The organism is Flavobacterium sasangense DSM 21067 (genome assembly GCF_000686885.1).
Classification (GTDB): domain Bacteria; phylum Bacteroidota; class Bacteroidia; order Flavobacteriales; family Flavobacteriaceae; genus Flavobacterium; species Flavobacterium sasangense.
On record NZ_JMLU01000001.1, the window covers coordinates 122,932 to 147,345 of the forward strand.

The window sequence follows — 24,414 nt, forward strand, 5'->3', positions numbered from 1 at the left end:
GAGTCTCTTTTTTTATATAACAATTGCAAATTAAAAGTTAAACTTTTATAAGTTGATAGTATTACTATTATATTTGCATTCATAAATATTATGTCATGCAAAATTTACTATCCAATTTAAAAATAACCATCAACGAAAAACTCTATGTTAAAGATCCTGAAACTTCAGAATTAGGACGTAATATCCTAAAAAATAGCATCATACTAATTGACGAAATAGGATTTGAAGCATTTACGTTTAAAAAATTAGGTGAGAAAATTCAATCTAACGAAAGTTCTATTTATCGTTATTTCGAAAACAAGCACAAACTATTGGTTTATTTAACCTCTTGGTATTGGTCTTGGATGGAATATAGAATGGCATTTGCTACAACAAACGTTTCTAATCCGATTGAAAAACTAGAAAAAGCGATTAAACTCGTTACTGAGAATATAGTTGACGATAATGCAACTCCACATATTAATGAAGAAATTCTAAATCGAATAATCGTGGAGGAATTTACGAAAACCTTAATGACTAAAGAAGTTGACAACGAAAATAAAGAAGGTTTTTTCTTAGTTTATAAAAGAGTTATCAATCGTATAATCGACATCATAAAAGAAGTAAATCCAGAATATCCATACGCAAAAAGTTTAGCTTCAAACATTGTCGAAGGTGCGCTGCATCAACATTTTTTAAAAAATCATTTAAAAACTATTACCAACTTATCTGAAAAAGAGTGCGCAACCGAATTCTATACAGATATGGCTAAAAAAATATTACTATGACACCATTAAAAAGATTCAAAAACCTCATTTTAATAGACAAACAAGATATTTATCAAATCTTCTTGTATTCTATTATAGCTGGATTAATCAGTTTGTCTTTACCTTTGGGAATCCAATCAATCATCAACTTTATTCAGGCTGGAAAAGTTAGCACTTCTTGGATAATCTTAGTAGTTATTGTTGTGGTTGGAGTAGCTTTTGTAGGATTACTAAAAATCATGCAATTTAGAATCACCGAAAACTTACAACAAAAAATATTTGTGCGTTCCTCATTTGAATTTGCATATCGTTTTCCGAAAATAAAATTCAATGAACTACACAATCAATATCCGCCAGAATTAGCGAATCGATTTTTTGATACTTTAACAGTTCAAAAAGGATTTACTAAACTTTTATTGGATATTTCTGGAGCTGCTTTGCAAATCTTTTTCGGTATTATTTTACTTTCTTTATATCATTCCTTTTTTATCTTTTTTGGCCTTATACTTTTGATATTGTTGTATTTGATTTTCAAAATCAACTTCAATATAGGATTAGAGACCAGCTTAAAAGAATCGAAATACAAGTATAAAATTGCACATTGGTTACAAGAAATTGCTAGAAATCATTTGAGTTTCAAAAGCAATTCAATTTTTAATTATTCGCTACACAAAAACGATAAATTGGTTAATGAATATCTGAAACAAAGAGAAAGTCATTTTCAGGTTTTGATGAAGCAATTTGTTCAACTAACGGGATTTAAAATTTTAATCACTGCTGGTTTATTAATAATTGGAGGATTATTAGTAATCAACCAACAAATGAACATTGGACAATTCGTTGCAGCTGAAATTATCATTTTGAGTATTATTGCAGCGGTTGAAAAGCTATTTTCTGGATTAGAATTGTTTTATGATGTATTAACTTCTTTAGAAAAATTAGGTTCTGTTGTGGATATGGAATTAGAAGAAGATATTCAAAATTCAAATTATTTAGTGGATCGAAATAAAATTACGATTGAAACTGAAAACGTTTCTTTTTCATATCCAAAATCAGATAAAGAAATACTAAAAAACATTAATTTATCGATTGAGCCAAAACAACACACCTTAATTTTAGGTGAAAATGGTTCTGGAAAAACAACTTTAATTCGTTTGTTAGCGCGATTAATTGAACCAACATCGGGAAGTATTTTTATCAATAATACCAATTACAAAAAGTATTCATCTGACGAATATCGCTCAAAAATTGGAATTATCACAGCTCATGAAATGCCTTTTGAAGGTACAATTTTAGAGAATATCACTTGTAATAATCCAGAAATTAAAATGGAAATGGTTTTTGATTTAATCGAAAAATTAAAACTAACCGAAGCCATCAAAGCACTTCCTCAAGGATTAGATACTAGGATTTCATCTGAAGGAAAACAAATCAATTCTTCAACAATACAAAAAATTGTATTAGCTCGTTGCATCATCAATGAACCAAAATTATTGTTCTTAGAAAATCCTTTAGACAAATCAGACGAACAAACTTGTAAAGAAATCATTGATTTCTTGAGTGAAGAAAAACATCCATGGACATTAGTTGTTGCAAGTAAAAACAATTATTGGAAACAAATTTGTAAGCAAACCATTCTTTTAGAAAAAGGTGAAATTAAATCCATTTAAGCCATGCTAAACATCACAAAAAATAGAATTGATCAATTCGTAAAGTTAGAGCAATTCAAATCAGGACAAATATTTAAAGAACAGAAGCATTACAAAGTAATTCGAAAGATTATTTGGGCTTTTGTTATCATGGTGGTTTTATTTCTTTTTCTTCCTTGGACTCAAAACATACAAGGAACAGGGAATGTAACCACTTTAAAACCAAATCAGCGTCCGCAAACCATTCAAACCATTATTGGTGGCCGAATCGAAAAATGGTTTGTAAACGAAGGTGATTTTGTTAAAAAAGGTGATACTATTTTGTTTATTTCCGAGATAAAAGAAGATTATTTAGATCCAAATTTGATTGAAAATACAGGAAATCAAGTAAAAGCTAAAGAAAATGCAGTTACTTCTTATGCTGATAAAGTAAAAGCATTAGAAGCTCAAATGGGCGCAATTCAAAATGAAAAAAATCTGAAATTAAAACAAGCGCAAAACAAATTAAAACAGTCGTATTTAAAAGTACAAAGTGATAGTATTGATTTTGAAGCAACAAAAACACAGCTTAAAATTGCTAAAACTCAATATACACGTTCTGTAAACTTAAACAAAGAAGGTTTAAAACCAATGACCGATGTGGAAGAAAAACGCATGAAATTACAAGAAACGGAGGCAAAAATTATTACACAAGAGAACAAATATATTACTAGTAAAAACGAGGTTTTAAATGCGACTATGGAGCTTAACAGAATTAGCGCCGAATATGCCGAAAAAAACGCAAAAGCAAGTAGCGACAAACAAACTGCTTTGAGTTCTCAATTTGATACTGAAGCACAAGTAAACAAACTTAAAAACCAATATAAAAACTATCAAATTAGAAATGGATTGTATTACATTACAGCTCCACAAGATGGCTATGTTAACCGTGCTTTGCAATCTGGTATAGGCGAAACCATAAAAGAAGGGACTTCTGTGGTTAGCATTATGCCTTCAAAATATGATATTGCTGTGGAAACTTATATTAATCCTGTTGATTTTCCTTTAATAAATAATGGTGAAAAAGTAAGAGTTTGGTTTGATGGATGGCCTACAATTGTTTTCAGTGGTTGGCCTGATGTTTCTTACGGAACTTTTGGAGGAATCATTGTTGCCAAAGAAAATTTCATTAGTCCAAACGGAAAATACCGAGTGCTAATTGCTCCCGACCCGAATGATAAAAAATGGCCAAAGCAACTAAGCATCGGAGCTGGAACTCAAACTTTAGCATTGCTAGACGATGTGCCAATTTGGTTTGAAATTTGGCGAACTCTAAATGGATTCCCTCCTAATTTTTACCAACCTGCAACCGAAAACACTAAAAAATAATGAAATCGAAACTATTTTATATCTTCATTTTCATTTGTAGTTCAATGAATTTATTTGGGCAAAATAACCCAACAGAATTCACGTACAATGAATTTTTAGGTTATGTAAAAAAATATCATCCGTTAGTAAAACAAGCCGATTTAAAACTGAACGAAGCACAAGCTAATTTAATGCAAGCGCGAGGTGCTTTTGATCCAAAAATTGAAGTTGATTTCAATGAAAAACAATTCAAAGACAATCAATATTATTCTATTTTAAATAGCAGTTTTAAAATTCCAACTTGGTACGGAATTGAGCTAAAAGCAGGATTTGACAACTCTGAAGGAATATACGTAAATCCAGAAAACACATTACCAAACAGCGGATTAACTTCGTTTGGAATTTCGGTTCCTGTGGGGCAAGGTTTGTTCATTAATCAGCGAATGGCTGATATTAGAAAAGCAAAAATTGCACAAAATTTAAATGCTGCCGAACGCAATTTACAGGCAATTGATGTTTTGTATGAAGCTTCTGTAAGTTATGCAAACTGGAAAAGAGCTTTTGAAGAAGTAAAATTATATGAAAATTACCTGGTTAACGCTTCAAATCGATATAAAGGAATTGAAAAATTAATCTCAGAAGGCGACAAACCAGCAATTGACAGCATAGAAGCCGGAATTGTTGTAAAAACCAGATTGTTAAACTTAGAAGATGCTAAATTAAAACTTATTAAGGCGAAGTTAGAATTATCAAACTATTTATGGTTAGAAAATAATGTCCCTTTAGAATTAAAGGATGATTTAACACCAGAAATTACATTATCAAAAACGATAAAAGAAGTTTTACAAATAAACGAATTAAACCCAATTGACTTAAACAATCATCCAAAAATAAAAGCTTTAGACGCCAAAATCGCGATGCTTAAAGTAGACAAAAAACTAAAAGCCAATGCGCTATTACCCAAACTTGATGTAAGTTATAATTATTTATCCGAACCAAGTTATATTGATAATTATCGCTTTGAGGATTATAAAATTGGAGTAAATTTCTCTTTTCCGCTTTTTTTAAGAAAAGAAAGAGCTGGAGTAAAATTAGCTACTATTAAAATTCAAGACACCGAATTTGGATTGCAATTCGAACGAAAAAGTTTAGAAAACAAGATAAAATCGCAACAACAAGAAATTGCCTCTTTAGAAAAACAAAGAGAATATATCCGAAAACTAATTCAAGATTACAACACGCTATTGAATGCGGAAGATCGCTTATTTGAAATGGGAGAAAGTTCGTTGTTTGTAATTAATTCGAGAGAAAACACCTTGGTAAGTTCACAAATAAATGAAATAGCTTTAGAAAATCGGTATTTGAATGCTATAATTGGTTTGTATAAAACTTTGGCAAACCCCAAATAAACTAAAAAGCCTTCGCGATGCGAAGGCTTTTTGCGTTTTATATCCAAAAAGTATATTAATAACGACCTCTTGAGTTGTTATCTCTATTATTAGAATAACCACCTCTACTTCCACCAGCATTACGATCGAAGCTTCTTCTTTCGCCTTCTGGTTTTGGTTCAGATTTGTTAACAACGATTTTTCTACCTTCGATAGTTCCACCGTTTAATTCGTCGATTGCTTTTTGAGCTTCAGCATCATTAGCCATTTCAACAAATCCAAATCCTTTACTTCTTCCGGTAAATTTATCAGAGATAATTTTAACTGATTCTACAGCTCCATACTCTTCAAAATAACCTCTTAAATCTGCTTCCTCTACACTGAAAGGAAGACTTCCTACAAAAATATTCATCTATGAAAAATTTAATTCCTTACAAAGGTAGGCTATTTAATGTTGTCAAAAGGTTAAAGTTTGATTTATTTTCAAAAACAACCCATTTTAGCTAAAAAATTCAAAATCAAAAGGTTAGTTTTTTGAAAAAAATTTAATAAAAAAAGACAACCTTACGATTGTCTTTCTATTACTAACTCAACTTTTTATTATTTATGGCCACCTGTCATATCGTAATAAGCACGTTCTATTGCTTCTTGATGATTAGGATGTGCAATTTTTACTAACTCTGCAACTCTTTGTTTTAATGTTTTTCCGTATAAATCAGCAATACCATTTTCAGTAATGATATAATGTGCGTGAGCTCTTGTTGTTACTACTCCAGCACCTTGTTTTAAATAGGGCACAATTCTACTTTCTCCTCTTTTGGTAATTGAAGGTAGAGCAATAATCGCTTTTCCTCCTTCACTTAATGATGCTCCACGAATAAAATCCATCTGACCTCCAACTCCAGAATACATAGTACTTCCGATAGAATCCGCACAAACTTGACCAGTTAAATCTACTTCGATAGCGGAATTAATCGCCACCATTTTAGGGTTTCTACGAATTCTAGCGGTATCATTCACCATTGAAGATTCCTTCATTTCGATAAACGGATTATCATCCACAAAATCATACAAACGTTTTGATCCCATTAAAAAAGTAGCTAGAGCTCTTCCACGTAAAGTTCCTTTGTAGTTACAATTGATAACGTCGTTTTCTATTAAATCTATAACACCATCTGAAAACATTTCGGTGTGTAATCCTAAATCTTTGTGATTGGTTAATTTACTTAAAGCCGCGTTTGGAATAGAACCAATTCCCATTTGAAGCGTACTTTTGTCCTCAATTAATGAAGCTACATACGTTCCTATTTTTTCTTCTTCGGCTGTAAATGGCGTTACATCATGTGCAAAAATTGGTAAATTAACTTCTACTAAATAATCAATTTCTGAAACGTGTAAAATTCCATCACCAAAAGTTCTTGGCATTTGCGGATTAACCTGAGCTATTACAATTTTAGCATTTTCAATTGCCGCTACCGAAGCTTCAACCGAAACCCCTAAAGAACAATATCCATGACTATCGGGAGGTGAAACGTGAATGAATGCTACATCTAATTTCACCACATTTTTTCTAAACAATAATGGTAATTCACTCAAAAAAACAGGTGTATATGAACCATTTCCTGCTTTTAAAGTATGACGCACATTGGCTCCAATAAAAAAGGAATTCACATGAAAACTTTCAGCTAATTCTGGATTTGCATAAGGTGCATCTCCTTCTGTGTGCAAATGACATAGTTCTACATTTCTAAGCTCTGATGCTCTATCTGTTAATGCTTTTGTTAAGATTGTCGGTGTAGCAGCAGCAGCCTGAACGTAGACCCTATCACCACTTTTTATTACTTGTACAGCTTCCGCTGCAGTTACATATTTTCCCATACCTAATGAAATTTATACTGCAAAATTATGCCCTAATTTAGGGATAAAATATGACAATTCTCATATTTAGTTAGCCGTTTTGGGTTAAAGCAATCGGAGCATCAAATTAAAATTGAATTATGAATTTGTACTTATAATTGAACTTGAATTCGTACTTTTGCTTCGAAATTTCACATTATGATTGTAATAAAAACTTTAGAAGAAATTGAATTAATGCGTGAAAGCGCTTTGATTGTTTCTAAAACATTAGGAATGATTGCGAAGGAAATTAAACCTGGCGTAACTACTTTATATTTAGACAAATTAGCAGAAGATTTTCTTCGTTCGCACGGAGCGGAGCCTGCATTTTTAGGTATGTATGGCTTTCCAAACTCACTTTGCATGAGTCCAAACACACAAGTAGTTCATGGTATTCCAAATAATGTTCCGTTACAAGATGGCGATATTATTTCAGTAGATTGTGGTGCTTTTAAAAATGGTTTTTATGGTGATCATGCTTACACTTTTGAAGTAGGTGAAGTAGCCCCAGAAACTAAAAAATTATTACAAGTTACTAAAGAATCACTTTACGTGGGAATTCGTGAAACTAAAGTAGGAAATCGTGTAGAAGATATAGGACATGCAATTCAGCAATATTGTGAAAGTCATGGTTATGGTGTAGTTCGCGAATTATGCGGACACGGTTTAGGTAGAAAAATGCACGAAGATCCAGAAGTTCCTAATTACGGAAAACGTGGTCGTGGAAAAAAATTAGTCAACGGAATGGTGATTGCCATCGAACCAATGATTAACATGGGTACCAAAAACATCAAACAACATAAAGACGGTTGGACAATTACTACTGCAGACGGAAAACCAAGCGCTCATTTTGAACACGATGTTGCAATCGTTGACGGAAAACCTGAGTTGCTATCTACTTTTGCCTATATCTATGAAGCTTTAGGAATTGTGAGTAATGAAGAGGATGGCTTAAGACAAAAAACCTTAGTGCTGTAATGAAAAAACTATTCAAACTTATACTTAACACCATTCCTCGTCCGATATTGATTCGGTTGAGTATTGTGGTGCGTCCTGTTTTGGCTTTTTTATTAAAGGGAAGTCGTTTTACCGATCCTATTGATGGAAAAAGCTTTCGTATGTTTTTACCTTATGGATATGGAACACAACGAAACAACGTGTTGTCACCAAGCACGCTTTCTTTAGAAAGACATCGTTTGTTATGGCTATATTTACAAAACGAAACGGATTTTTTTACCGCTCCAAAAAAAGTATTACACTTTGCTCCTGAGCAAGAATTTTACAAGCGTTTTAAAAAACAATCGAATTTAGATTACACTACTACCGATTTATTTTCACCATTAGCTGATGTTAAAGCAGATATTTGCAACTTACCATTTGAAGACAATTCATACGATATCATTTTATGTAATCATGTTTTGGAACATATTCCGGATGACACTAAAGCCATGCAAGAATTATATCGCGTTTTAAAACCAGGCGGAATGGGAATCTTTCAAATTCCACAAGACTTATCAAGAGCGACTACTTTTACAGATGATTCTATTACTGATCCAAAAGAAAGAGCAAAAATCTTCGGACAATATGACCACGTGAGAGTTTATGGTAGAGATTACTTTGATAAACTAAGAAGTATTGGTTTTAAGGTTGACGAAGTAGATTATACCAAAAAAATTGCACCTGAATTAGTAGAAAAATACTGTTTAGCAAAAGGAGAAATTATTCCGGTTTGTTATAAATAAATTTTACTTAGATGCTGAAATGAATTCAGCATGACAAAAAAATCTATACTTTTTATAAATAAAAAAATCCCGCAATCATTACAATTGCGGGATTTTGAATTTAATAAAAACCTATCTATTCTTCTGGCATTAACATACCAATTACTTTATCTTTAGCCAAATATTTCTTAGCTACATCTTGAAGTTCTTTAACGGTTAAAGCATTCAATTTAGCTTCAAAATCAAATACTTCTTCTGGATTTACTCCGTCAGTATATTGACGTTTTAAAACTGCCATCCAGTAGCGATTATCTTTTAAACTTTCTTTGTATTCTAATCTTGATGCTTCTTTAAATTTATCCAAATCTTTTTGTTCTGGACCATTAGTAACCATTTTGTTTAATTCTCTTAAAGCAGATTCCGTAAGTTTTTCAGCATTTTCTGGTCCGCATGGGAAAGAAATTGAGAAATTATAACTTCCGTAAGGTACTTTATTCATACTTCCTCTTGCTCCTACTCCATACACACCACTTTCGTTTTCTCTTAATTCTTCTACTAATTTAATTGTTAATACTTCACCTAATGCTTTGAAAGCAAATGCTTCTTTAGCATCGTATTTTGTATCACCATAAATCATGATGTTCACTGTGCTTTTTGGATCTTTTCCTTTGTTTACCACTTTTTTGTGCGAACCTTTAAGCATTCTATAACCTAAATCTTTAGCACTTTCTTTAGTGTTTTTATCAGAAGGTAATGATGCTATATATTTTGCAGCAAAAGCTTCCAATTGCGCTTCATCAAAATTTCCAACAATATAGAAATTAAAATCAGCTGCATTTGCAAAACGCTCTTTGTATTTTTTATACGCTAATTCATAATCCGCTTTATCAAAATCTTCTTCTTTTGGAAACCCTTTATATCTTGGATTTTCTTTATTCAAATAGGTATAAAATTCATTTGAAAAATAAGACGCTGGTTGCGACATCATATTTGCCATAAACCCTTTTTGCTTTGAAATAAAACCAGTAAAAGCTTCTTTGTCAAAGTTTAAATCGGTGAAATATGCATACGTCATTTGAAATAAATACTCTAAATCTTTTGGAGTAGAAGAACCGTTTAATCCTTCATAAATTCCACCAACATATGGATTTATTCTTGCAATTTTACCTGTCATAAATTTGTTGATATCATTTTTAGACATTCCAGAAAAACCTGCTTCAGACAAACCACCCATTGCTAATGAAACTTTTGCCATTTCATCATTTGAAAATAAATTTGAACCACCAAAACTGATTGCTTCAAACATAACTTGATCGTTTTTAAAATCAGTTTTTTTGTAAACTACTGTAGCACCGTTTGAAAGTTTCAAAGTTGTAGTTCCTAATTTAGCATTAATTTCTTTTGAAACTACGCTTCCTTCTTTAACTGGATTTCTCAATAAACTTTCCGAAACTTTTGTTTCCGTGTAAGCAGTCAATTCGTTTTTGTTTACCGTTAATGAATTTAAAACTTCTTGTTCTGTTGGTTTTACTAAACCATCTTTTTCAGGACCAGTTAAAATAACTACTCTATTATCTTCTTTTAAATATTTAGCAATTAAACCATTTGTATCTTCAACAGAAATGGTTGGCAACATCTTTTTAAAGATATCAAACGTCCATTCAATACTTGGAATTGGTTCTTTTTCTAAGAAATTTGCTTGATATTCTGATACGAAATTTTCAGATTCACTTTTCTCTCTTTCGTTATACTGTCTTTCAATTTGTGATAAAAATTCAGCTTTTGCGCGATCTAATTCGCCTTGGGTAAACCCAAATTGCTTTACTCTTTCATTCTCTTTTACTAACACTTTTAAAGCCTCTAGTTGCTTGTCTTGCGCCACCATTGCAAAAGATTGAAATGCTTCTTTTGTTCTTGCAAAAGTACCACCATGATAGGTGTAGCCAAAGTTAAATGGAGGATTTGGACTGTTTTGTAACTCTTCTAATCTGTTATTTAACATCGTAGAAAAAAGTCCTTTGGCAAGATATTCTTTAAAATCTCCAAGAGTTGTAACTTTCTTTGGAGCATCATAATCTTTATATAACAATTGCACCTCTGCAAAAGCCGCTTCTTTATCGGATTCTACAGCTACGAAAGTTTCTTTATGATTAGGAACATCATAAAACTTTCTTTCTTTTTGTTTCTTTGGATTTTTATATTTCCCAAAATGTGCGATAATTTTTTGCTCCATTTCTGCAACATCAATATCTCCAACAACAATTACTGCCATTAAATTTGGGCGATACCAATCTTTATAAAAACTCGTTAATTTATCATAGGTGAAGTTTTCTAAAATTTCTTTTTGGCCAATAGGAAGACGTTTTGCATATAACGAATTGTACATCATTTTTGGCATAAAACGTCCCATCATTCTTTTATCAGCACCTAAACCTAAGCGATATTCTTCTAAAACAACACCTCTTTCTTTATCAATTTCTTCTGGAGTTAAAGTGGTATTGAACGCCCAATCTTCAATAATTTGGAACCCTTTTTCTACTTTTTCCTTATCATCTGAAGGAATTGGTAAAAAGTAAACCGTTTCATCAAAACTCGTGTAAGCATTTAAGTGTTGGCCGAATTTAACTCCGATACTTTGAAGATAATTTACCAATTCATTTTTAGGAAATCGTTTTGTTCCATTAAAACACATGTGCTCCATAAAATGAGCTAAACCTTGCTGTTCATCTGTTTCTTGAATGGAACCTGCATTTACAACTAGGCGTAAATCAACCTTATCTTCAGGTTTTGCATTTTTACGGATGTAATACGTTAATCCGTTTGAAAGCTTTCCGATTTTTACATTAGGGTCAGTCGGAATTGGATCTTCAAGCTTGAAATCCTGCGCAAAAAGAAACGCTGGAGCCAAAAGCAATAAAGAAATGGAAAAGTGAAATTTCTTCATAAAATTTGATTTTGTTTGGATAAAATTATCTTTATAACTACAAAATCAAAAGTTTATTATACAAGTTTTAACAATTATTTTCTTATTTAGAATTAGTCTATAATCAAAGAATTAAAGTTTTCTGTAGTAAATTGCTGCATTTTATTGTCAGAATCCGAGTACAAAAGCATTACATACAATTCTGGATGCTTTTGTAAAAATACCTTACTTTCTTCTAAACTCATTAACATAAAAGCTGTAGCATAACCATCAGATAAACCAGATGACTTTGATAAAACAGTTGCACTTAATACATTATTTTTTTGAGCCAATCCCGTTTTTGGGTTAATGATGTGAACAAACTTCTTACCTGTTTTTTCATCAATCATTACTTTTCTATAATTCCCTGAAGTTGCCATTCCCAAGTTTTCTAAATTAACTTTGGCAATTAACGTGCGTTCTTCTGGTTTTTGTAATGGATCGTCGATTCCTACTACCCAATTTTTATTGTCGATTGTATTTTTCCCTAGAGCGAATAATTCACCGCCAATTTCTACAATCGCATTTTCAATTCCTTTCGATTTTAAATAATTCACTACAACATCAACGGAATAACCTTGTGCAATTGCATTAAAATCGATGAAAGTTTCTTTATACTTTTTTGATATGGTTTTATTTGCGTTTAATGCAATCTTATTAAAACCTACAAATTGCAACAAACTATCGATTTGTTTTAGAGCTAAATCTTGGTGCTTTTTATTTGGTCCGAAACCGTATGCATTCACTAAAACACCAATTGTTGGATCGAACAAACCATTCGTTTCTTTATAAATTTGGTTGGAAAGTTGGAATGTTTCTGTAAAAAAATCATCTACAACAACTGTTGAATCGCCGGCATTAATTTTAGAAATTTTAGAATCTGGTCTGTATGTTGAAAGCGATAAATCAAAAGCAGTTAATAACGAATCGATTTGATTTTTAGTTACTTTTTCTTCCGTTGAAATGTATTTTATAGAATACGTACTTCCTTGTGCTTCGCCTTGAATGGTATAAAAATCTGTAGTTTTATCACATGAAATAAACAGAATAGCTACAACTAGAAAATTACAAAATCTCTTTAATTCCTTCATAATTTAAAATATAATCTTGACTTTTTAAAATCGGTTTTTCGAAATCTTCGGCATTGGCAAAACCAACTCCTGCAAACAAAACTTTAGCTTTTTTTTCTTTAGCATGACTGATGAAGGTTTCCATGAAAACAACATCATATTCAGCAGGATTATCAGGATACGTAACGGCTTGAACCATTACAAAATGCAAGGTATTCGTAGGTTTATCTACACAAACAAATTGCGGATGTTTTTTCAACTGGCTGTTAATGGCAATGAACTCAAATCCTTGTTTTTCGAGTTCTTTTCCCACGTGATTCATGGCCAAATGATGTAAATCTTGAAGTGATAATGGTTCCATGATGCAAAGGTAGTTATTCTATTTGAAAGCATAAAAAAACCGACTCATTTCTGAATCGGTTTTGATAATATATTTATCTCAAATTTCCATAAATATCTTTATTTTCAACTGCTTCTTTTGGAATGGTTTCCCATGTTTGCCCTTCATAATATTGAAAATCTTCTGCCACTGGTTTACTTAAATAGATTCGACTATATTTTGGTTTCTCTACACTAAATTTTACGAAAAACTTTTTGCCAATTACAAGTTTTTGCATTTTTTCAAAATTATATCCAAATTCTTTATAAATTGAATTTTTCAAAGGATCTCCTGGATCACCTTCACTTTGAATCATAATCCCATCTAAAAAGAATGTATAACCAATTGAACTTCCTATCTTGCCTTGATCTTTATAATGAACAACCTCTCCAATGGTATACAAAGTTTCGCCATTTTCAAAGTATTTTTCTCTGTCTCTCATCCCAAAATAAATATAAATGAATACCCCTATAAAAGGTAGTATGCTTATAATATTTAATTTATTTTTAATTAAAAAATCTTTCATTCCTCGTTATATATCAAAATTATATAATACCAAAAATAAACAATTTCACCTTCAATCATAAAAAAACCGACTCATTTCTGAATCGGTTTTGATATATAAAATTTGGATTAACCTCCGAAGTCGTCGAAACGAACATTTTCTTTTGGCACACCCCAATCGTCACACATTTTTACAACGGCTTGATTCATCATTGGCGGTCCACAGAAATAGAATTCGATATCTTCTGGTGAATCGTGTAATTTCAAGTGGTTATCGATAACTACGTTATGGATAAATCCTACGAAACCATCACCTTCTCCATTTGGTCCATCTTTTACTTTCCAGTTATCTTCTGGTAAAGGTTCAGATAATGCAATATGGAATTTGAAGTTAGGGAAATCTTTCTCTAAAGCTCTAAAGTGATCTACATAGAACAATTCACGTTTAGAACGACCTCCGTACCAATACGTAACTTTTCTTCCAGTTTTAACTGTACGGAATAAGTGGTACAAATGCGAACGCATTGGCGCCATACCAGCTCCACCACCAACATACAACATTTCTGCATCAGATTCGTTGATGAAGAATTCTCCATAAGGTCCAGAAACCGTTACTGTATCACCCGCTTTTCTTGAGAAAACGTATGAAGAAGCAATACCTGGGTTTACTTTCATCCAATCGTTTGTAGCTCTATCAAATGGAGGCGTTGCAATACGAACGTTCAACATGATTTTTCTTCCTTCTGCTGGGTAAGAAGCCATAGAGTAAGCTCTTTCAACCAATTCGTTATTTTTCATAACTAATGGCCATAATTTAAACTTATCCCACTCGATTTTGAATTTTTCAGGTTCACCAGGATGTTCCACTGGGTGAGCAGTAATATCAATATCTGTAAATTTAACTTCACAAGCTGGGATTTCAATTTGGATATAACCTCCTGCTTCGTAGTGCATATCTTCTGGTAACTCAACAATAAATTCTTTAATAAAAGAAGCTACGTTGTAGTTAGAATATACTTTTGCTTCGAATTTTTTGATACCAAAAATTTCTTCTGGCACTTCGATTACCATGTCTTGTTTTACTTTAACTTGACATCCTAATCTCCATCCTTCTGCCAATTCTTTACGCGTAAAGTTTGGTATTTCTGTTGGTAAAGGTTCTCCACCACCATCTAATACTTTACATTTACATTGTAAACAAGAACCTCCACCACCACAAGCTGATGGTAAGAAGATTTTATTATTACCTAAAGTAGTTAAAAGTGTACTACCTCCACCTACTTCGATTTCGTTTTCACCGTTAATTTTAATCTTAACAGCACCCGAATTCACTAATTTAGATTTTGCATATAATAGCATAAACACCATCAGTAAAATAAGCGCTAAGAAAGCTAAAATTGAATATGTAATTAATTCTGTTATACTAAACATGAGTTCAATTTTTAATGTTATACTATTATTTAACTACTTGAGTTGAATCTACTTTTACAGAATCTACAGCTACTTGAACTGAATCAACTACAGGAGTTTCAACAACAGCTGGAGCTGGAGTTTCTACTTTTGCTTCAGGCTTTTTATTTAATGCGTTAAGGTCAATTCCTCCAAAACTCATGAAACCAATTGCCATTAAACCTGTTAAGATAAAAGTAATACCTAAACCTCTTAAAGGAGCTAATACGTTAGAATATTCCATTTTTTCACGAATAGCAGCCATTGCAACGATAGCAATTGTCCAACCAAGTCCAGATGCAAATCCGAAAGTTACTACGTGACCTAATGAAGAATATACACCACCATCAACTCTTTGTTGCATGAATAATGAACCTCCTAAGATAGCACAGTTTACTGCAATAAGTGGTAAGAAAATACCCAATGAGTTATATAATGAAGGTGAAAATTTCTCCACAATCATTTCTACTAACTGTACCATTGTTGCTACAGAAGCAATGAATAAAATGAAAGTTAAAAAGCTTAAATCTAATTGAGCTAACGATGGATCTAACCAAGCTAATGCACCAGCGCCTAACACATAATGGTAAATTAAATAGTTTAATGGAACGGTAATTACTTGTACAAAGGTTACTGCAATTCCAAGACCTATAGCTGTTGATACTTTTTTAGAAACGGCCAAAAACGAACACATTCCTAAGAAGTATGCAAAAATCATGTTATCAATGAAAACTGATTTTAAAAATATATTGATATATTCAAACATAGCTATTATTTTTTCTCGATTAATTTCTTGTTAATACTTCTCTGTACCCAAATTACAATACCTACCATAACTAAGGCCATAGGAGCTAATAACATGAATCCGTTGTTAACATATCCTGTAGCATATAATCCTGTTTTTTCAACAGAATTTCCAAAAATTTCGATTCCGAATAATTTTCCTGAACCAAATAATTCTCTAAAAAATGCTACTATCATTAAAATGATTCCATATCCTAAACCATTTCCTAAACCATCTAAGAATGACGGCCATGGTTTGTTACCTAAAGCAAAAGCTTCAAAACGTCCCATTAAGATACAGTTGGTAATAATTAATCCTACGAATACTGATAATTGTTTGCTGATATCATACGCATACGCTTTCAAAATTTGGTCAACCAAAATTACTAAAGCAGCTGCTACAACTAACTGAACAATGATACGGATTCTACTTGGAATTAAGTTTCTTAATAATGATATAATTACGTTACCAAAAGCTACTACCGCAGTTACTGAAAGTGCCATTACAAAGGCATTTTTCATTTGAACTGTTACCGCTAAAGCCGAACAAATACCTAATACCTGAACGGTTACTGGGTTATCGTCATTAAATGGATTCGTAATTAATTTAATATTACTTTTTGAAAATAATCCTTCTTTGTTGTTTTCTGCCATGACGATTATTTTTTATTAGATTTTAAATATTTTTCATATGGTTTTAAACCTCTAACTAACATTTCGGTTACACCATTACCCGTTAAAGTAGCACCAGAAATTGCATCAACTTCACCATCAGCTTTGTTGTCTTTTCCTGAATAACCTTTAACTACTTTTAAACCTTGTAAGTTTCCGTTAGCGTCAAAAACACTCTCTCCAATAAAACTTTTTTGGAAATAATCTTGTGTAATTTCACCACCTAAACCAGGTGTTTCACCTTTGTGGTCAAATACGATACCGTCAACTTTCAAGTTCTCATCTATAGAAACATAACCCCAGATAGCATCCCATAATCCCATTCCTCTTACTGGAATAACATAGAATTTTTTACCATCTTTTTCAGCATTGAAAATTGGAAATTTTCCTTTTTCTTTTGCGATATCAACTGTAAAAGCTTCTTTACTGATTTCTGTTCCGTTCTCGTCAAAAACTACTTCACTAATGATGTGTTTTTTGTATGCTTCTTCAGAAGCATCTCTATCTACAGCTACTCCAAACGATTTTAGAATGTACTGCATTTTTTCTTTCTTAATGTTTGCCTCTTGATCTGGCTTAAGTGCTGTTGCAGCAAATGCTAATGCAGAAGCTACTAACACCACCATTACAGTCGCAAACAAAAATGTATATCCGTTACTTTCTCTATTCATGACTATGCAGATTTTAATTGTTTAGACTTAGCCAATCTTTTCTTTCTCTTAGCAATGTTTCCATTAACTACGAAATAATCGATAGTTGGCGCTAAAGTGTTCATTAATAAGATAGCCAACATTACTCCTTCTGGATACGCTGGATTGAAAACTCTAATTAAAATACTAAAGAATCCTATTAATAAACCGTAGATGATTTTTCCTTTATCGGTTTGAGCCGCAGAAACAGGATCAGTTGCCATGAATACAATACCAAAAGCAAAACCTCCAACTACTAGATGATTCATCCAATCAAAATTCATTAAAGCCGTTAAACCAACAGCATTAAACATCAAAGCAGTTAAAGCCGCTCCAATAACTCCAGAAACCATAATTTTCCAACTACCAACTCCTGTTGCAATTAAAATAAATGCACCAATTAAAATAGCTAAAGTTGAAGTTTCACCAATAGAACCCGGAATGAATCCTAAGAACATATCCATAGTTGAATACGCTACTTCTTTTCCTTGTGCTAATGAACCTAAAATTGTTTCACCTGAAACTCCATCAATTGTTGAAGCATCACTAACCCAAATTTTATCTCCCGACATAAATGTTGGATAAGCAAAGAATGCAAAAGCACGCGCTAATAAAGCAGGGTTGAAAATATTCATACCTGTTCCTCCAAAAGCTTCTTTACCAATTACAACTGCGAAAGCAACTGCAATAGCTAACATCCATAAAGGCAAATCAACTGGCATAACCATTGGAATTAACAAACCAGATACTAAGTATCCTTCGTTAACTTCGTGACCTCTAAAAATTGCGAAAGCAAATTCGATACCTAATCCTACTGCATACGATACAATAATCATTGGTAACACTTTCCATAATCCGTGGAAAAATAAATTTCCAAATGACATGTCAGAACCTTCAATTTGAATGAAGTGTTGGTAACCTGCATTATAAATTCCGAATAGTAACGCTGGAACTAAAGCTAAAACCACAGTAATCATGGTTCTCTTTAAATCTACAGCATCTCTAATATGAGCTCCGTGCTTTGTAGTATGATTAGGCACATATAAAAATGTATCTAATGCATTGATAGCAGGTGCGAATTTTTCAAATTTTCGCCCTTTCTCAAAAGGCTTTTTAATTTGGTCTATTTTATCTCTTAAAAACTTCATAGCTATTATCCTACTTCTTTAATCATTAAATCAAGAGCTTCACGAATTATTTGTTGCGCTTCTAATTTAGATGTGTTAGTATAATCAATTAAAGCAAAATCTTCTGGAGCTACTTCGTAAATTCCTAAGTTTTCCATTTTATCGATATCGCTAGCCAAACAAGCTTTTAACAATTGCATTGGAAAAATATCCATCGGCATTACTGCTTCCATTTCTCCTGTTACAACTAAAGCTCTTTCTTCACCATTTAAATTGGTGTTAGGCGCATATTTTTTACCTGGCATTAACCATGATAATCCTGTTCTTGAAGCACTATGAACACTTGGTGATGCAAATGGCATCCATCCAAACATTCTGTAGGTATTACCTTCAGGAATTACAGTTACGGTATTGCTGTAGAAACCTAAATTTCCATCCATTTTCACTTTAGCACCTGTTAAAACATCTCCAGAAATAATTCTCACATTATCTCCAGCAATTTTACCACCTACTAAATCTTCAATAGCAGCACCAGAAATCACATTATAATATTGAGCTTCTTTAACTTCAGAACCTACTAAAGCAACAGTTCTTGTAGCATTGTATTTTCCAGTTAAAAACAATTCACCAATAATAGCAACATCTTGTGGCGTTACTGTCCAAACTCTCTCACCAGCATTAATTGGCGAAATTTTTGCAATTTGAACCCCAACATTTCCAGCAGGGTGCGGACCGTAAACTTGGTGCATTGAAACTCCTTTAACATCTTTAAAAATTGATTTTCCTTTACCTTTTACAGATAAATGAACTTTTCCTGATGTTAATTTTGCTAAAGCATCGATACCAACTTGAAATGCTTCTAATTTGTTTTCTAAAACAAACTCAACATCTGCAGCTAATGGAGCAGTTGCATAAGCTGAAATAAAAATAGCTTTAGGTGTATCAGCTGAATTAGCAATCACATCATATGGACGTTGATTGATAAATGGCCAACATCCTGAAGCTAACAAATGTGCTTTTACTTCTTCTGTTGATAAATCATTAGGATTTTTCTTGCTATGCTCAACGAAAACATCTTGAGAATCTGCAGCAATAAGAATCTCTAAAATGACTCTTTTTTCACCACGTTTGATTTCTTGAATTTTTCCGCTTACAGGGGCAACGAATTTAACTTTCTCATCTGATTTAGAAAAGAAAATTACTTCTCCCGCTTTAACGTTATCTCCTTCTTTTACTACCATCTTTGGAGTTACTCCATGGAAGTCAGAAGGTTTAACAGCATAGACTTTCGAGCGAGTTACTTGAGCTACTTTGTGAGCCGCTTCACCCTTCAACTTAAGGTCTAAACCTTTTTTAATTCGAATGTCTTTTGACATATTTTTGAAGATATGATTGTTAAAAAATTTACTATAAAACGTGCAAATTTAATCAAATACATAACACCTTACCAAAAATAAAGAAAGAGATTGGCTTTATTTATAACTATTCTAAATTAGAAATTGCTAATAAATTTAAAGGAATTACGTTTGTTCTTAAAGATTTACTATTTTTACGTCTTTATAGCTATAAAATGAATAAAATTATAATTCTATTTTGTCTATCCCTACATGCTTTTATTTTCTCACAAGCAGGAATAGAACAAGATCCATCATTCAATATTAAAACCATCTCATTCCGAGTAAATGGAAACAATGTGATTCCATTTTTTAAACTTGGCGAAACTTTTGAATTAAGTTTTGACGATTTATACGGAGACGAAGCCGATTATTACTACACCATCACTCAGTACAATTACGATTGGTCTGCACCATCTGATTTAGGAAAAGTAGAATATTTAAATGGAATGGATAATCAGCGCATCATAACTTATGAAAATTCATTCAATACTTTACAACTCTATTCACATTACAGACAAGTTTTTCCAAATAGATTTAATCAAATTACCAAAAGTGGTAATTATTTAATTTCTGTTTTAAACGACGAAAATGAAATCGTTTTTTCTCGTAGAATTATAATTTATGAAGAACAAGTAACCGTTGGTCTTTCAATAAGAAGAGCAAGAGACTTTGATAGTCTAAATCAAAAACAGAATGTTGAAATGTCGATAAATTATGGCGACAGAATTCTACAAAACCCCATTCAAAACGTAAAAGTTACACTTTTTCAAAACGGAAATTGGAAAACGAGTATTTCCAATATAAAACCTCAATACACACTTGGTTCTGAATTAATTTACAGATACAATAAAGAAACACAATTTTGGGGTGGAAACGAATGCTATAGCATTGATAACAAAATCATAAGAGCAACTAATAATACTGTTGCAAAAGTAACATCAGGCGAAAACATTTACAACACTCATTTATACACAAATACTCCAAGAAAAAACAAACCTTACACTTATTTCCCTGATATCAATGGAAACTTTTTTATTCAGAATGTAAATTCAACAAATTCTCAAATAGAATCCGATTATTCTTGGGTGTATTTTACCTTAGATGCACCAGAATTTTTAGAAGAAAACATTTATGTTTCCGGTATGTTTAATAATTACTCATTGACTGATGATTATAAAATGGAACTAAATAAAAAAACTGGACTTTACGAAAAAGCCCTTTTAATAAAACAAGGTTTTACCAACTACCAATATTTTGTTACCGATAAAAAAGGAGTAATTGATTTTAAAAATGCAATTGATGGCAATTTCTTTCAAACGGAAAATAACTATACTGCAATTGTATATTATAGAGGAAATAACGACAGATACGATAGAGTAATTGGAATAGCAAACACGAACAGCGAAGTTATCCGCAATTAATAATGAACAGAAAAGATAAAAAATATAGAGGCACTCAATGCATCAATTGTGAAACTAAATTAGATGTTAGCGAAAAATATTGTCACGCTTGCGGTCAATTGAATTCAACAAAAAAACTTACCATAAGAGATTTTATAGAGGAGTTTTTCGCTAATTTTTACGCGTATGATTCCAGATTGCGAAATACTTTCTTTTCTTTATTTTTAAAACCTGGTATTGCTGCAAGAGAATTTTGTGAAGGAAAAAGACACCATCATGCCAATCCGTTTCGTTTGTTTTTGAGTATTTCTATAATACTTTTTATCGTAATGGATTTTGGAAGTTCAATTAAAGAAACACCTTCAAAAACAAAAGAACCTAATAAAAATAGCATAACAAGCGATAGTTTAAAAACAAGTAAGGTCTTTAATCGAAATCCTGAAATTGTTGAAGTTGACCCAAAAACAGCAAAAGAATTTCATCGTGATTCAATATACAAAGCAAACGAATTAGGAAATGACCCTGAAAATCTGAGTCATTTGAATTTAAAATTGACCATATTTAGAAATTACAATATTAAAAATCCAAATTTATCAAATGAGGAGGCTTTAAAAAATCTTGGGTTCGAAAACAAAAACTTGAATCGTTATTTATATGAAAAAGCAAAAAGTCTAAAATCAAATGATGTACTTAGAGAGGCTGGAGACTACATTTTAGGCAAATTACCATTTCTGATTTTTCTATCAATTCCTTTTATTGCAATTATCTTTTGGATTGCCTTCTATGATAAAAAATTCAATTATACTGACCATTTGGTATTCTCTTACAACTTCTATTCATTCATGTTTATATGTTTGATACTTTTTGAATTCGTTGGATTTATTTCCGAAGATATATCACTATTTCTAGTTGGGATAAGTTTTTCCATTTTATTTCCAATTTACCTTTATAAATCTTTAAGAAATTTTTATCAAAACAGTCGTTGGAAAACAATTTTTAAATTCCTACTTTTGAACATATTATTCATACCTATTTCATTATTAGCTGTTTTCGTATTAATGGCAGTGTCAATAATCTTATTTTAATTTATGGTAAGTCAAATTACAAGAGGCATAAAAATTTCAGTTTTAACTAGTTTTGAAGGAACCTACTTCAAGAACTATAAGATACATTTTGCCTTTACTTATCATGTTACTATTGAAAACCAAAGCAAAGATTCGGTACAATTAACTACACGTCATTGGGAAATTTACGACGCATTAAACAATGTTGAAGTGGTAGATGGCGAAGGTGTAATTGGTAAAAAACCAGTTATTAAACCTGGCGAAAGCTACACCTATTCATCTGGATGCTTACTTTCTTCACCAATTGGAGCAATGAAAGGTTATTTCAACATGGTAAACTTTACCTCAACAAGAAGTTTTAGAGTTTCAATCCCAACTTTTAAACTTAGCGCTCCTTTTGCTATTAACTAATAAGCGAACAAATTAGCTTCGTAACATTTGTTATCGATAATTCAAAATATACTTTGTATTTTTGTAATCGTTTACGATTATTTCGTAAATCTGAGTACAAATTTGTCTAATCTCAAAATACAACACCATGTTAAAAGGATTTTTTAATGTCCCAAAAGCGGTAAACGAACCCGTAAAATCATACGCTCCAGGTTCTCCTGAAAGAGCAGCCGTTGCAGCAACTTATACAAAAATGTGGAATTCTCAAGTAGAAGTTCCTTTATATATTGGTAGCGAAGAAATTAAAACGGGCGATACCAAAAAAATGTCAGCTCCACACGATCACCAACATATTGTAGGTGTTTATCATCAAGCAGACAGAGCTTTAGTTGAAAAAGCCATTACCGAGGCATTAGAAGCTCGTAAAAAATGGGCAGCTTTATCTTGGGAAAATCGTGCTAGTATCTTCTTAAAAGCGGCTGAATTATTAGCAGGTCCATACCGCGCCAAAATCAATGCAGCGACTATGATTGCTCAATCAAAAACCATTCACCAAGCAGAAATTGACTCTGCTTGTGAGTTAATCGACTTCTTACGTTACAACGTAGAATTCATGACAAAAATATACGCAGACCAACCCGCTTCAACATCAGACATGTGGAATCGTGTTGAATACAGACCATTAGAAGGTTTTGTATATGCCATTACTCCTTTTAACTTTACAGCTATTGCAGGTAACTTACCTTCAAGTGCAGCATTAATGGGGAATGTGGTAGTTTGGAAACCAGCAGCAACTCAAGTATATTCTGCTAATGTGATTATGCAAGTTTTCAAAGAAGCAGGTTTACCAGATGGTGTTATCAATATGGTAATGGGTGATTCTGGAATGGTTTCTGACGTTGTTTTATCAAGTCCTCATTTAGCGGGAGTTCACTTTACAGGTTCAACTGGCGTTTTCAATGATATTTGGAAAACTATCGGAAACAACATTGCAACTTACAAAACGTATCCAAGAATCGTTGGAGAAACAGGTGGAAAAGATTTCATCATTGCACATCCATCAGCTAATGCAAAACAAGTAGCAACCGGAATTTCTCGTGGTGCTTTTGAATTCCAAGGACAAAAATGTAGTGCAGCTTCTCGTGTTTACATTCCACAAAGTTTATGGCCAGCAGTTAAGTCTAATTTAGAAGCAGATTTAGCTTCAATGAAAATGGGTTCTCCAGAAGATATGAGTAATTTTATTACAGCTGTTATCTCTGAAGCGTCATTTGACAAATTAGCACGTTATATCGACCAAGCTAAAAACGATAGCGATGCTGAAGTAATCATGGGAGGAAATTACGATAAATCAAAAGGGTACTTCATTGAACCAACAGTTATTTTAACTTCAAATCCAAAATACTCTACTATGGAAACCGAATTATTCGGACCAGTAGTTACCATTTATATTTACGAAGACGCAAAATGGTCTGAAACATTAAAATTAGTTGACGAAACTTCAGAATACGCTTTAACAGGTGCAGTATTTAGCCAATGTCGTTATGCGGTGGAAGAAGCAACCGTTGCCTTACAAAATGCAGCTGGAAACTTCTACATCAACGATAAACCAACAGGTGCTGTTGTAGGAATGCAACCATTTGGAGGAGCAAGAGGTTCTGGAACTAACGATAAAGCAGGTTCTGCACAAAACTTATTGCGTTGGGCTTCTGTTAGAACTATTAAAGAAACATTCGTAACACCAGAAGATTATAAATATCCATTTTTAGGTTAATCCGAAA

Annotated in this window: 22 protein-coding genes; 10 read left to right on the forward strand and 12 right to left on the reverse strand. The window is 32.3% G+C overall.

Annotated elements, in window-relative coordinates; all coding sequences use genetic code 11:
• Positions 1-95 precede the first annotated feature (95 nt).
• From BP92_RS0100595 to BP92_RS0100610, 4 genes are read left to right on the forward strand one after another with little or no spacing between them, the layout of a single operon-like run.
• The gene (locus BP92_RS0100595; RefSeq protein WP_026724253.1) at positions 96-767 is read left to right on the forward strand and encodes a TetR/AcrR family transcriptional regulator; all 672 of its coding nucleotides are present in this window, start codon (positions 96-98) and stop codon (positions 765-767) included.
• On the forward strand, positions 764-2,416 hold the full coding sequence (locus BP92_RS0100600; protein ID WP_026724254.1) for a peptidase domain-containing ABC transporter: 1,653 nt from the start codon (positions 764-766) through the stop codon (positions 2,414-2,416). The genes BP92_RS0100595 and BP92_RS0100600 overlap by 4 nt, the downstream gene beginning before the upstream one ends.
• 3 nt (positions 2,417-2,419) lie before the next feature.
• On the forward strand, positions 2,420-3,763 hold the full coding sequence (locus BP92_RS0100605) for an HlyD family secretion protein (RefSeq protein WP_026724255.1): 1,344 nt from the start codon (positions 2,420-2,422) through the stop codon (positions 3,761-3,763).
• The gene (locus BP92_RS0100610) at positions 3,763-5,151 is read left to right on the forward strand and encodes a TolC family protein (protein WP_026724256.1); all 1,389 of its coding nucleotides are present in this window, start codon (positions 3,763-3,765) and stop codon (positions 5,149-5,151) included. Before BP92_RS0100605 ends, BP92_RS0100610 begins: the two co-directional genes overlap by 1 nt.
• A 55-nt stretch (positions 5,152-5,206) precedes the next feature.
• Here the strand turns inward: BP92_RS0100610 and BP92_RS0100615 are convergent, their stop codons facing one another.
• Positions 5,207-5,542: an RNA recognition motif domain-containing protein gene (locus BP92_RS0100615; RefSeq protein ID WP_026724257.1), complete on the reverse strand. Its 336-nt coding sequence runs from the start codon at positions 5,540-5,542 to the stop codon at positions 5,207-5,209.
• Between the two features lie 188 nt (positions 5,543-5,730).
• Positions 5,731-7,008, reverse strand: coding sequence for an acetyl-CoA hydrolase/transferase family protein (locus BP92_RS0100620; RefSeq protein WP_026724258.1), 1,278 nt, complete (start codon positions 7,006-7,008; stop codon positions 5,731-5,733).
• A 177-nt stretch (positions 7,009-7,185) separates the two neighbouring features.
• On the opposite strand from BP92_RS0100620, the gene map reads away from it, so the two are divergent.
• Positions 7,186-8,004: a type I methionyl aminopeptidase gene (map, locus tag BP92_RS0100625; RefSeq protein WP_026724259.1), complete on the forward strand. Its 819-nt coding sequence runs from the start codon at positions 7,186-7,188 to the stop codon at positions 8,002-8,004.
• The gene (locus BP92_RS0100630) at positions 8,004-8,768 is read left to right on the forward strand and encodes a class I SAM-dependent methyltransferase (RefSeq protein WP_026724260.1); all 765 of its coding nucleotides are present in this window, start codon (positions 8,004-8,006) and stop codon (positions 8,766-8,768) included. The genes map and BP92_RS0100630 overlap by 1 nt, the downstream gene beginning before the upstream one ends.
• 115 nt (positions 8,769-8,883) lie before the next feature.
• Here BP92_RS0100630 and BP92_RS0100635 read toward each other — a convergent pair whose 3' ends face one another.
• The 10 genes from BP92_RS0100635 to BP92_RS0100680 form a co-directional block, all read right to left on the reverse strand.
• The gene (locus BP92_RS0100635; RefSeq protein WP_026724261.1) at positions 8,884-11,691 is read right to left on the reverse strand and encodes a M16 family metallopeptidase; all 2,808 of its coding nucleotides are present in this window, start codon (positions 11,689-11,691) and stop codon (positions 8,884-8,886) included.
• A 92-nt stretch (positions 11,692-11,783) separates the two neighbouring features.
• Positions 11,784-12,800, reverse strand: a complete 1,017-nt coding sequence (locus BP92_RS0100640) for an FAD:protein FMN transferase (protein ID WP_026724262.1) — start codon at positions 12,798-12,800, stop codon at positions 11,784-11,786.
• Complete coding sequence (locus BP92_RS0100645) at positions 12,775-13,140, reverse strand: Na(+)-translocating NADH-quinone reductase subunit F (protein ID WP_084329601.1); 366 nt, start codon at positions 13,138-13,140, stop codon at positions 12,775-12,777. Before BP92_RS0100645 ends, BP92_RS0100640 begins: the two co-directional genes overlap by 26 nt.
• Before the next feature lie 73 nt (positions 13,141-13,213).
• Positions 13,214-13,684 carry a hypothetical protein gene (locus BP92_RS0100650; protein WP_026724264.1) on the reverse strand — a complete coding sequence of 157 codons (471 nt, stop codon included), beginning with the start codon at positions 13,682-13,684 and terminating at the stop codon, positions 13,214-13,216.
• A 107-nt stretch (positions 13,685-13,791) separates the two neighbouring features.
• Entirely contained in the window at positions 13,792-15,093 is a 1,302-nt protein-coding gene (gene nqrF, locus BP92_RS0100655; protein WP_035692573.1) for an NADH:ubiquinone reductase (Na(+)-transporting) subunit F, read from the reverse strand.
• Positions 15,094-15,118: 25 nt separating this feature from the next.
• Positions 15,119-15,877, reverse strand: coding sequence for an NADH:ubiquinone reductase (Na(+)-transporting) subunit E (nqrE, locus tag BP92_RS0100660; protein ID WP_026724266.1), 759 nt, complete (start codon positions 15,875-15,877; stop codon positions 15,119-15,121).
• A 5-nt stretch (positions 15,878-15,882) separates the two neighbouring features.
• Positions 15,883-16,548 (reverse strand): NADH:ubiquinone reductase (Na(+)-transporting) subunit D, encoded by a 666-nt coding sequence (locus BP92_RS0100665; RefSeq protein WP_026724267.1) that lies wholly within the window; start codon positions 16,546-16,548, stop codon positions 15,883-15,885.
• Between the two features lie 5 nt (positions 16,549-16,553).
• Positions 16,554-17,237, reverse strand: a complete 684-nt coding sequence (nqrC, locus tag BP92_RS0100670; protein WP_026724268.1) for an NADH:ubiquinone reductase (Na(+)-transporting) subunit C — start codon at positions 17,235-17,237, stop codon at positions 16,554-16,556.
• A 2-nt stretch (positions 17,238-17,239) separates the two neighbouring features.
• Positions 17,240-18,403, reverse strand: coding sequence for an NADH:ubiquinone reductase (Na(+)-transporting) subunit B (locus BP92_RS0100675; RefSeq protein WP_026724269.1), 1,164 nt, complete (start codon positions 18,401-18,403; stop codon positions 17,240-17,242).
• 5 nt (positions 18,404-18,408) lie between these two features.
• A complete protein-coding gene (locus tag BP92_RS0100680) occupies positions 18,409-19,758 on the reverse strand; it encodes a Na(+)-translocating NADH-quinone reductase subunit A (protein ID WP_026724270.1) in 1,350 nt (449 codons plus the stop codon).
• A gap of 194 nt (positions 19,759-19,952) precedes the next feature.
• Here BP92_RS0100680 and BP92_RS0100685 point away from each other — a divergent pair, with 194 nt between their 5' ends.
• The 4 genes from BP92_RS0100685 to pruA all read left to right on the forward strand — a co-directional run bounded on the left by BP92_RS0100685 (position 19,953) and on the right by pruA (position 24,407).
• The gene (locus BP92_RS0100685; protein ID WP_026724271.1) at positions 19,953-21,200 is read left to right on the forward strand and encodes a type IX secretion system plug protein; all 1,248 of its coding nucleotides are present in this window, start codon (positions 19,953-19,955) and stop codon (positions 21,198-21,200) included.
• 2 nt (positions 21,201-21,202) lie between these two features.
• On the forward strand, positions 21,203-22,264 hold the full coding sequence (locus BP92_RS0100690) for a DUF3667 domain-containing protein (protein WP_026724272.1): 1,062 nt from the start codon (positions 21,203-21,205) through the stop codon (positions 22,262-22,264).
• A gap of 3 nt (positions 22,265-22,267) precedes the next feature.
• A complete protein-coding gene (gene apaG / locus BP92_RS0100695; RefSeq protein WP_026724273.1) occupies positions 22,268-22,654 on the forward strand; it encodes a Co2+/Mg2+ efflux protein ApaG in 387 nt (128 codons plus the stop codon).
• Positions 22,655-22,781: 127 nt separating this feature from the next.
• The gene (pruA, locus tag BP92_RS0100700; RefSeq protein WP_026724274.1) at positions 22,782-24,407 is read left to right on the forward strand and encodes an L-glutamate gamma-semialdehyde dehydrogenase; all 1,626 of its coding nucleotides are present in this window, start codon (positions 22,782-22,784) and stop codon (positions 24,405-24,407) included.
• Positions 24,408-24,414: the final 7 nt, after the last annotated feature.